Annotated in this window: 7 protein-coding genes and 2 pseudogenes; 8 read left to right on the top strand and 1 reads right to left on the bottom strand. The window is 67.2% G+C overall.

The window, feature by feature from the left end; all coding sequences use genetic code 11:
- The 8 genes and pseudogenes from QZ281_RS16950 to QZ281_RS16915 form a co-directional block, all read left to right on the top strand.
- A partial coding sequence (locus tag QZ281_RS16950) for a penicillin-binding protein 2 (RefSeq protein ID WP_292230418.1) occupies positions 1-1,168 on the top strand: 1,168 nt, incomplete at its 5' end.
- Positions 1,165-2,628 (top strand): UDP-N-acetylmuramoyl-L-alanyl-D-glutamate--2,6-diaminopimelate ligase, encoded by a 1,464-nt coding sequence (locus tag QZ281_RS16945; protein WP_292230415.1) that lies wholly within the window; start codon positions 1,165-1,167, stop codon positions 2,626-2,628. The genes QZ281_RS16950 and QZ281_RS16945, both read left to right, overlap by 4 nt.
- Entirely contained in the window at positions 2,621-4,042 is a 1,422-nt protein-coding gene (murF, locus tag QZ281_RS16940; RefSeq protein WP_292230413.1) for a UDP-N-acetylmuramoyl-tripeptide--D-alanyl-D-alanine ligase, read from the top strand. The genes QZ281_RS16945 and murF overlap by 8 nt, the downstream gene beginning before the upstream one ends.
- Positions 4,043-4,051: 9 nt before the next feature.
- Complete coding sequence (gene mraY, locus QZ281_RS16935) at positions 4,052-5,161, top strand: phospho-N-acetylmuramoyl-pentapeptide-transferase (protein ID WP_292230410.1); 1,110 nt, start codon at positions 4,052-4,054, stop codon at positions 5,159-5,161.
- Positions 5,162-5,165: 4 nt separating this feature from the next.
- The gene (gene murD, locus QZ281_RS16930) at positions 5,166-6,563 is read left to right on the top strand and encodes a UDP-N-acetylmuramoyl-L-alanine--D-glutamate ligase (protein ID WP_292230406.1); all 1,398 of its coding nucleotides are present in this window, start codon (positions 5,166-5,168) and stop codon (positions 6,561-6,563) included.
- Complete coding sequence (locus QZ281_RS16925; protein WP_292230404.1) at positions 6,560-7,735, top strand: putative peptidoglycan glycosyltransferase FtsW; 1,176 nt, start codon at positions 6,560-6,562, stop codon at positions 7,733-7,735. The genes murD and QZ281_RS16925 overlap by 4 nt, the downstream gene beginning before the upstream one ends.
- A 189-nt stretch (positions 7,736-7,924) precedes the next feature.
- Positions 7,925-8,973 (top strand): annotated as a pseudogene (gene murG / locus QZ281_RS16920) (undecaprenyldiphospho-muramoylpentapeptide beta-N-acetylglucosaminyltransferase).
- A gap of 91 nt (positions 8,974-9,064) precedes the next feature.
- A complete protein-coding gene (locus tag QZ281_RS16915) occupies positions 9,065-10,204 on the top strand; it encodes a mechanosensitive ion channel family protein (protein WP_292230401.1) in 1,140 nt (379 codons plus the stop codon).
- On the opposite strand, the pseudogene QZ281_RS16910 reads toward QZ281_RS16915, so the two are convergent.
- A pseudogene (locus tag QZ281_RS16910) lies at positions 10,173-10,397 on the bottom strand (hypothetical protein); the annotation flags it as partial. The gene QZ281_RS16915 and the pseudogene QZ281_RS16910 overlap by 32 nt on opposite strands.

The raw sequence follows: 10,397 nt of genomic DNA, 5'->3' as shown, positions 1-10,397 counted from the left end.
CACCGGCGGGCGCGGCATTTCGGGCGCCGAGCTGGCCTTCAATGACGAAATCCGCGCGGCGGGCCAGCGGGGCGAAAGCTTCCCCCTGTCCATCGACCTGCGTGTTCAGGGCGTGCTGGAAAACGAACTGGCCGCCGCCGCCATCAAGGCTCAGGCCAAGGGCGCGGTCGGCATCGTCACCGACGTCCAGACGGGCGAAGTGCTGGGCATGGCCAGCTGGCCGAACTTCAGCCAGGCGAACCGCAATGCAGCGCCGGACGGCGCGACCCTGAACCGTGCGGTCTCGGGCCACTATGAAATGGGGTCGGTGTTCAAGACCTTCACCGTGGCGGCGGGGCTGGACCTGGGTCTGGCGGACATGAACACCCAGTTCGACGCCTCTCAGGCCCTGCGGATCGGTAATCGCAGCATTAAGGACTTCCACGCCCAGAACCGCGTGATGTCGCTGGAAGAAGTCTATCTGCATTCGTCCAACATCGGCACGTCGCAACTGGCGGTGCAGATGGGCGCGAACCGGATGCGCGACTATTTCGACCGTCTGGGCCTGCTGCGCGCCTCGTCGGTTGAGCTGAAGGAATCGGCCAAGCCGGTCGTGCCGCGCCGCTGGGATGACTCCACCCTGGCGTCCCTGTCGTTCGGCTACGGCATCATGGTCACCCCCGCCCAGGTCATTCAGGCCATGGTCGCCCTGACCAATGGCGGGCGGATGGTTCCGCTGAGCCTGCGCAAGGGCGGGGCGGTCGGCGCCCAGACGCCACAGATCGTCACCGAAGAAACCTCGCGCACCATTCTGGACCTGATGCGCCGCAACGTGGTCAAGGGCTCGGGCGGGTTCGCCGATGCGCCGGGCCTGCGGGTCGGAGGCAAGACCGGCTCAGCCAACAAACTGGTCAACGGGCGCTATGAAGCCGGTCACGCGGTCGGTTCGTTCGCGGCGGTCTTCCCCGTCGATGGCCCGCTGAACGCCAAACGCTACGCCATCCTGATCGTCGTCGACGAGCCGGGCTCCTATCCCAAGACCGGCGCCTATGTGGCGGCGCCTGCGGTGCGCAACACCGCCGACCGGATCGCGGGCTTCCTGGGGGTCGAGCGTCGCGAGGACCGCTGGCGCACGGCGACGGGCGAGAAGGTTCCGGCCTATCAGGACGTGGCGGGGGACGGGCTGTGAGCGCGCTTCACCTGTCTGATCTTCTGCGCCGCGATGTGGCCTCTGACCCGGTGATCACCGGCGTCACCGCCGACAGCCGCAAGGTCGCGCCCGGCGCCCTGTTCGTGGCCCTGCCCGGATCGGCGGCGGACGGCCGCGCCTTCATTCCGCAGGCGCTGGCGCAAGGGGCGGCGGCTGTGCTGGCGCCCAGTGATACGCCGGACAATGCGGCGCCGGTTCTGGTGACCTCGGGCGACGTGCGCCGCGCCTACGCCATCGCCGCGCGCAGTTTCTATGGCGCGCAGCCCAAGACCTGCGTCGCCATAACCGGCACCAACGGCAAGACATCCGTCGCCACCTTCTGCCGCGAAATCTGGGCGGGCATCGGCCACAAGTCCGCCAGCATGGGCACCCTGGGCGTGGTCGGTCAGAAGGGCGACAAGACCTACGCCCTGACCGGCCCCGGCCTGACCAGCCCCGACGCCGCCGAGGCTGCGCGTCTGCTGGCCGAACTGGCCCGCAAGGAAGTCACCCATCTGGCGCTGGAGGCCTCGTCGCACGGCATTGACCAGCGGCGTTTGGATGGGGTTGCGCTGAAGGCGGCGGGCTTCACCAATCTGACCCAGGACCATCTCGATTATCACGGTACGATGGAGAACTATCGCACCGCCAAGCTACGTCTGTTCGAGGCCCTGCTGCCGCGCGGCCGCACCGCGGTACTGAACGCCGATTCCGACGCCTATTCCGCCTTCGCCTCGGCCTCGATCATGGCGGGGCTCAGCGTGTTCGGCGTGGGCGAGCGCGGGCGCGACCTGACGCTGATCGGACGCAAGGCCACGCCGGAGGGCCAGCGCCTGACCCTGGATGTGCGCGGTTCGGTGCGCGAAATTCTGCTGCCGTTGGCGGGCGCGTTCCAGGCGTCGAACGTGCTGGTGGCGGCGGGGCTGTGCATCGCAGCGGGCGATGCGCCGGATGCTGTCGTCGGCGCGCTGGAGAACCTGACGGGCGCCCAGGGCCGTCTGCAGCGCATCGGCGCACGGCAAGCGGGCGCCAAGGGCGAGGTCTATGTCGACTACGCCCACACGCCTGACGGCCTGGAGACGGTGCTGAACGCCCTTCGCCCCCATGCCACGGGACGGCTGATTGTCGTCTTCGGCGCGGGCGGCGACCGCGACCGGGGCAAGCGTCCCCTGATGGGTGGAATTGCGGGCCGTCTGGCCGATGTCGCCATCGTCACCGACGATAATCCGCGTTCCGAAGACCCCGCTTCGATCCGTGCTCAGGTTCTGGCAGGCTATCCTGACGCCATGGAGATCGGTGATCGCCGCGCGGCCATCGAAACCGCCATTGAAATGATGGGCGACGGGGATGTGGTGGTCATCGCCGGAAAAGGGCATGAACAGGGTCAGATCGTCGGCGGGGTGACCCATCCCTTTGACGACGCCACTGTCGCGTCCGAGGCCCTGTCCCTTAATGCCTGATATCTCCGCCCGCCCGCTCTGGACGGCTGCCGAAGTCGCCGCCGCCACGGGCGGCGTGCTGCATGGCGACGACCGTCCGATCACGGGGCTGACCTACAACAGCCGTGAGATCATTGCGGGCGACCTGTTCCTGGCCCTGAAGGGCACGCGGGACGGGCATGAGTTCGCCGCCAGCGCCTTCGCCGCCGGGGCCGCCGCCGCACTGGTCGAACATACGGTTGAGGGCGGGGCGCAGATCGTAGTTCCCGATACGCTGCACGGGCTGGAGGCGCTGGGTGTCGCCGCGCGCGACCGGGCGCCCCATGTGAAGCGCGGCGCCGTCACCGGCAGCGTCGGCAAGACCAGCGTGACCCAGGCGATCAAGGCGGGACTTGATCTGGCGGGGCCGGCGCACAGCTCGATCAAGAGCTACAACAACCATATCGGCGTGCCGCTGACGCTGGCGCGGATGCCAGTCAAGACCGAGCGCGCCGTGTTCGAGATCGGCATGAATGCGCCGGGCGAAATCGCGCCCCTGTCGAAGTTCGTGGCCCCGCACGCGGCCTGCGTCACCACGGTCGGCCCGGTCCATATCGAAGCCTTCGCCGACGGCGAGGCGGGTGTGGCGCGCGAGAAGGCCTCGATCTTCCAGGGGCTGGTTCCCGGCGGAACCGCTGTGATCAATGGCGATGTGGGCTATGCAGGCGTTCTGGCGGATGCGGCGCGGGCTGTCGGCGCGCGTCTGGCCACATTCGGCAGCGACGCCGCACATGACGCCCGCCTGATCGATTTCCGCCCCGACGCCGAAGGGGCGACGGTCACGGCGGATCTGTTCGGCCAGCAGATCGAATACCGTCTGGCGCAGTCGGGCGCGCACTGGGGGCTGAACAGCCTGTGCGTTCTGCTGATGCTGGATGCGCTGGATGTGCCGCTGGAGACGGGGCTTCAGGCTTTGGCCGGGTTCCAGCCGCTGGCGGGACGCGGGCAGACGCGGGTCGTCGCACTGTCGGGCGGCGCGTTCACCCTGATCGACGAAAGCTACAACGCCAATCCCCTGTCGATGACGGCGGGCTTCAAGAGCCTGGGCGCGCGGTCGGTCACGCCGGGCGGGCGTCGCGTCGTTGTTCTGACCGACATGCTGGAGTTGGGCGAACAGAGCCGCGCCCTGCACGAAGGTCTGGCCGCCCCCATCGCGGCGGCGGAGCTGGATCTGGTTCATGCCGCCGGACCCGAGATGCGCCATCTGTATGACGCCCTGCCTGTTTCACGGCGCGGCCTGTGGCGCGAAACAGCCGCGGAACTGGCGCAGGAAGCCGCCAATCTGGTTGCGCCGGGCGATATTGTCATGGTCAAGGGATCGAACGGGTCCAAGGCGTCTCTGGTCGCCCAGGCTCTGAGCAAACTGAGTGACGACGCGCCGCGCGCGACCCGATAGGGAAACCGAATGTTCTATCTGCTGTATCTCTATTTCGCCGACGTCGCGCACCAGTATCCGCTGCTGAACCTGCTGCAGTACCAGACCGTGCGCGGCGCGCTGGCGCTGGCCACGGCGGCCATCGTGGCGGTGGCCATGGGCAGCCGGTTCATCAACTGGATCCGCACCAAACAGGGCAGGGGCCAGCCGATCCGCGACGACGGCCCGGTCTCGCACCTGTCCAAGGTCGGCACCCCGACCATGGGCGGCCTGATGATACTGGCCGGTATTGGCGTGGCGGTCTTCCTGTGGGCGGACCTGAGCAATCCCTACATCTGGATCGTGTCGGGCGTGACGGCGGCCTTCGGCGTGTTGGGCTTCATCGACGACTACGCCAAGGTGACGAAACAGACCTCGGCGGGCCTGACCTCCAAACAGAAGCTGTTGGCCCAGACGGTCGTCGCCGTGGTTGCGGGTGTGCTGACCGTGCTGTGGATGACCCATTCGCCGACCTCGCCGGGGCTTGAGACCTCGATCGCCTTCCCCTTCTTTAAGGCGGTTCTGCTGAACGTTGGCTGGTTCTATGTGGCGTTCGCGGCCTTCACCATCGTCGGTTTCTCGAACGCAGTGAACCTGACGGACGGGCTGGATGGTCTGGCTACCGTGCCGGTGATGATGGCTGCCGCCGCATTCGGCGTGATCGCCTATCTGGCGGGCAACTTCGTCTTCTCGCAGTATCTGCAGATCCACCACGTGCCGGGCGCGGGTGAACTGGCCATCTTCTGCACGGCCATGATCGGCGGGGGCGCGGGCTTCCTGTGGTACAACGCCCCGCCGGCCAAGATCTTCATGGGCGACACCGGTTCGCTGGCTCTGGGCGGCGCTCTGGGCGCCATCGCCGTGACCACCAAGCACGAACTGGTGCTGGGCATTGTCGGCGGTCTGTTCGTGATCGAGGCCGCCTCGGTCATGATTCAGGTCGGCTATTTCAAACTGACCAAGAAGCGCATCTTCCTGATGGCGCCGATCCACCACCATTTCGAAAAGATGGGCTGGCCGGAATCGACCGTGGTCATCCGGTTCTGGATCATCGCCGGGGCGCTGGCGTTGATCGGTCTGTCCACGTTGAAGCTGCGCTGATCCCATGATCCCCGTTCCCGGCTATGAGGGCAGACGTGTTGCGGTCTTCGGCCTGGGACGGTCGGGGATCACGGCGGCGCGCGCTCTGTTGGCCGGGGGTGCGGTCCCCATCCTGTGGGACGACGGCGTGTCGGGCCGGATGCAGGCCGAGGCCGAGGGTTTTGACGTTGAAGACCTGACCGTCGCTGACTGGTCCGGGTTCGCCGCTCTGGTCCTCTCGCCCGGCGCGCCCCTGACCCACCCTAAGCCGCACTGGACGGTCGACCGCGCCCATCAGGCGGGTGTGCCGGTCATCGGCGATGTCGAACTGTTCGCCCGCGCACTGGCGGTTCTGCCGCAGGATGAACGTCCCCGCGTGGTCGCCATCACCGGCACCAACGGCAAGTCCACCACCACGGCCCTGATCGGCTGGGTGCTGAAACAGGCCGGGCTGACGGTCCATGTCGGCGGCAATATCGGCATCGGGGTTCTGGCCCTGCCGGAGCCGACGCCGGAAGCCGTCTATGTGGTCGAGGTGTCCAGCTACCAGTTGGACCTGACCACCAGCTTCGCGCCCGATGTGGCGATCCTGACCAATGTGTCGCCGGACCATCTGGACCGTCATGGCGGGATGGAGGGCTATGTCGCGGCCAAGCAGCGCATATTCGCGGCGCAGGGACCGCAGGCGACCGCGCTGGTCGGTGTGGACGAGGATTGGGGGCAGGGCGCGTTCGAGGCGCTGCAGAGCGCCGGTCGCAATGTCGTCAGCATCAGCACCCGTGCGTCAGCAGCCGACGCGCAGGGCTATGAGGCGCAGGCTGGACGGATCGCCCGCAACGGCGAACTGGTCGCCGATCTGTCGGCCGCGCGTTCTCTGCCCGGTCGTCACAATGCCCAGAACGCCGCCTTCGCCTATGCCGCCGCCCGCGCGCTGGGCGTGTCGCATGATGCGGCGGTCCAAGGCCTGCTGACCTTCCCCGGTCTGGCGCACCGCATGGAGGCCGTCGGTCATATCGGCCCGGTGCGGTTCATCAATGATTCCAAGGCCACCAACGCTGACGCCGCGCGTCAGGCGCTGGCCAGCTACCCAAGTGTCTTTTGGATCGCGGGCGGCGTGCCCAAGGCGGGCGGGATCGCTGATCTGGCGGACCTGTTCCCCCGCGTGACCAAGGCCTATCTGATCGGCGAGGCGGCGGACGCTTTCGCCGTGACGCTGGGCGCCACGCCTCATGGGGTGTCCGAGACGCTGGACGCGGCGGTTGCGGCTGCGACGGCGGATGCTCAGGCGGCAGGCGGCGAGCAGATCGTGCTGCTGTCGCCGGCCTGCGCCAGCTTCGACCAGTATCCCGACTTTGAGGCGCGCGGCGAGGCGTTCCGCGCCGCCGCGCTGAGCCTCGGCGCCGTGTCGGAGGCGACCGCATGACCGCGCCCTATACGCCGACCTTCTCGCGCAACGACCAGAGCCATGTGGCCCAGTGGTTCTGGACGGTGGATCGCGGTTTGCTGAGTGCGGCGCTGGCGCTGATGGGGCTGGGCGTGGCGCTCAGCTTTGCTTCCAGCCCGGCGGCGATCCTGGCCGATGAATCGATCACCGACCCCTTCCACTATTCGTGGCGGATGATGGCGTTTGCGGGCATGGGGCTGACGGTCATGCTGGCCACGTCGCTGATGTCGCCGCGGGGCGTGCGGCGGGTGGCGGTGCTGGCCCTGTTCAGCGCCATCATCGTCATGGCCGCCCTGCCGTTTATTGGCGACACGGTGAAGGGCGCTGCGCGCTGGGTGAATCTGGGGCCGTTCAGTCTGCAACCCAGCGAGTTCGCCAAGCCCGGCCTGATCGTCTTCGCCGCCTGGATGTTCGCCGAGGCGCAGAAGGGGCAGGGCGTGCCGGGCGTGACCATCGCGTTCGGTTTCTACGCCCTGACGGTCTGTCTGTTGCTGATCCAGCCGGACATTGGCCAGACCCTGCTGATCACCACCACCTTCATGGCCGTCTTCTTCATGGCGGGCGTGCCGTTCAAATGGATGGCGGTGCTGGCCAGCGCGGGCATGGCGGGACTGGTGTCGCTGTATTTCGTGTTCGGCCACATGCGCGACCGTCTGAGCCGATTCACCTCGCCCGAGACGACCGACACCCACCAGATCGACAGCGCCTCTGAGGCGATCCGCGCAGGTGGTCTGGTCGGACGCGGCATCGGCGAGGGCGTGATGAAGCGCCGGGTGCCGGACCTGCACACCGACTTCATCTATTCGGTCGGCGCCGAGGAGTTTGGCCTGGTGTTGAGCCTGATCATGATCGGCCTCTACGCCTTCATCGTGGTGCGCGGGATGCGCCGGGCGATGAAGCTGACTGACCCGTTCGAGCAGACGGCTTCGGCTGGCCTGTTCATGCTGATCGGGCTGCAGGCCTGCATCAATGTGGCGGTGAACCTGAACCTGATCCCGACCAAGGGCATGACCCTGCCGTTCATCAGCTATGGCGGGTCGTCCATGCTGGCCATGTGCGTGACCATGGGGTTCGCGCTGGCCCTGACGCGGCGTCGTCCGGGCGCGTATGAGCCGGGGGCCAGCCTGGGGACGCGGCGGCGGTTGCTGTAGTTCATTTCCGCCCGTCATCCTCGGGCTTGACCCGAGGATCGGCCACCGAGCGTACTGTGCATCATCTCAGTCGCAATGCGGCGGATAGCCCGATCGTCGGGTCAAGCCCGAGGATGACGGAGTAGGACCGGAAAGCCGTTGGAAGACACCAAGACCCATCGTAAATGGGCATCAGTATCGGGAGACCCCATGTCCAAGCTCTGCGTCGTCGCTGCCGGTGGAACCGGCGGACATATGTTCCCGGCCGAGGCCCTGGCGCGGGAATTGTCGGCGCGCGGGTGGCGCGTGGTGCTGGCGACCGATCATCGGGGCGAGCAGTACGCCCACGCTTTCCCTGCCGAGGAACGCTTGGCTCTGGACGCCGCGACGGGCTCGGGGCCTCTGGGTCTGATCAAGGCGGGCGTCGCCATCTTCAAGGGGGTGATGCAGGCGCGCACGGCCTTTGATCGTCTGGGCGCCGATGTCGTGGTGGGGTTCGGCGGCTACCCCTCGGCGCCTGCTCTGGTGGCGGCGGTGACGTCGCAGCGCCCGACGGTGATCCATGAGCAGAACGCCGTGCTGGGCCGCACCAACCGTATCCTGGCCCCCTATGTGAACGAGGTCGCCTCGTCCTTCCCGACGCTGGAGCGGGCGCCTGCCAAGGTGCAGGGACGGTCGCACGTCGTGGGTTCGCCTGTGCGCGCCGACATCCGCGCCCTGTTCGATCGGGCCTATGCCGCCCCGGACGCTGACGGACCCATCCATGTGCTGGTGACCGGCGGCAGTCAGGGCGCGCGCATCCTGTCGGAGACGACGCCCCGCGCGCTGGCGGCTCTGCCCGAGGCCATCCGCCGTCGCCTGAAGCCGGTCCCAAAGGCGAGGCCGGGATCGAGGCTGAGGTCGCGCCCTTCTTCCGCGACATGGCCAAGCGTCTGTCGGCGGCGCATCTGGTGGTGGGGCGTTCGGGCGCCTCGACCTGCGCCGAACTGGCGGTGGCGGCCCTGCCGTCCGTGCTGATCCCGCTGAAGATCGCCACCGACGACCACCAGCGCCTGAACGCCAAGGCTCTGGTCGACGCAGGAGCAGCCGAGGTCATTCTGGAAGACGATCTGACGGTCGAGCGGCTGACGGCGGCGCTTGAGGGCGTGCTGGCGGATCCGGCGCGTCTGGCGGCCATGTCGGCAGGTGCCCGTTCGGTCGCCATTCCCGATGCGGCGCAGCGTCTGGCCGATCTGGTTGAGGCCGCCTCCAGACGCTGATCCAGCGTTTGCGACACCCTGCGTCGATCCACCTCGCCATGAAATGGGCAGGGAAGCGACAACCGTAAAGCTTGTGATGCGTTAGGGAGGGATGCCTCCCGAAATCATCGCCCTAACCCGCCAAGTCCGCGCCCTCTGGCACCAGTTCGACTGGTTGCCGGAATGGGCGGTGATCCTGATCGTCCTGCTGGTTTTTGTCGGCGGCGGCTGGATCGTTCACAAGATCGCTTTTGAAATCCTGCGCCGGATTGTGCGCAAGCGCGATGTCTTCTGGCGCGGTGTGGTCGAACGGGCGCGGGTCAAGCTGCGCATCCTGACCATCATCATCGGCATAGGGATCGGGGTGACGGTGTCGCCGATGCACCCGGAGCCGTCCGCCGACATCCGCTCGATCCTGCTGTTCCTGTCGATCTTGATTCTGGGGTGGCTGGCGTCCGGGGTGCTGGACATGTGGACGGTGATGCACCTGAAGCGGTTCAACGTCGCCACCGAAGACAATCTGGTCGCGCGCAAACACCTGACCCAGACCCGCATCCTGCAACGGGTGGCCAAGGTGGTGCTGTTCATCGTCACGGTCGGTCTGGCCCTGATGACCATTGCCGGGTTCCGCCAATGGGGCGTCAGCCTGCTGGCCTCGGCGGGCGTGGTCGGCATCATCGCGGGTCTGGCGCTGCAGCCCATCCTGACCAACATGGTCGCGGGCATCCAGATCGCCCTGACCCAGCCCATCCGCATCGACGACGCCGTCATCGTCGAGGGCGAGTGGGGCAATGTGGAGGAGATCACCTCGACCTATGTGGTGGTCAAGCTGTGGGACTGGCGCCGCATGGTGCTGCCTCTGTCCTATTTCATCACCAAGCCGTTCCAGAACTGGACGCGTGAGAATTCGCGCCTGCTGGGCGTGGCCTTCTTCTATGTGGACTATGAGGCGCCGGTCGACCAATTGCGCGTCGCCTATGAGGGTATTGTCCAGGCTTCGAAGCACTGGGACGGCGAGGTTCAGGTGATGCAGGTGACAGACATCACCGAGCGCGTGCTGCAGCTACGTTGTCTGGCCAGCGCGCGATCCGCCGGGGTGGCCTTCGATCTGCGCTGCGAAATCCGTGAGAAGCTGATGGCCTATATGCGCGATCACTGCCGCGAGGCCCTGCCGCGTGATCGTCTGGAATGGCCCCAGGGCGGATCGTCTCCGCAGGCGCCTATTCCGACAGCGCCTGCTGACCCTGGCTGATCGCCTCATTCAGCGTTATGCTGTCGGTCGGCAGTTGGGCCGCGCAGGCCACGGTCAGAAGCTCCGCCGCATCGCCTCCGGGCGCGGCGGGATAGGCGGGAGCAGTGTCCGGCGTGGCGGGGCCTTCGGTTCCGTCGGCGCGCAGGGAGGCGAAATCCAGCCGGTCCGCCGTCATCGCCCGACAGTCAAAGGC

Source organism: Brevundimonas sp., assembly GCF_018608325.1.
Classification (GTDB): Bacteria; Pseudomonadota; Alphaproteobacteria; order Caulobacterales; family Caulobacteraceae; genus Brevundimonas.
This window is presented reverse-complemented; position numbering and strand designations above follow the sequence as displayed.

Coding starts and splice junctions, on each gene's coding strand:
- murF (WP_292230413.1), top strand. CDS start 2,621: ATGCCTGATATCTCCGCCCGCCCGCTCTGGACGGCTGCCGAAGTCGCC.
- QZ281_RS16915 (WP_292230401.1), top strand. CDS start 9,065: ATGCCTCCCGAAATCATCGCCCTAACCCGCCAAGTCCGCGCCCTCTGG.
- QZ281_RS16925 (WP_292230404.1), top strand. CDS start 6,560: ATGACCGCGCCCTATACGCCGACCTTCTCGCGCAACGACCAGAGCCAT.
- murD (WP_292230406.1), top strand. CDS start 5,166: ATGATCCCCGTTCCCGGCTATGAGGGCAGACGTGTTGCGGTCTTCGGC.
- mraY (WP_292230410.1), top strand. CDS start 4,052: ATGTTCTATCTGCTGTATCTCTATTTCGCCGACGTCGCGCACCAGTAT.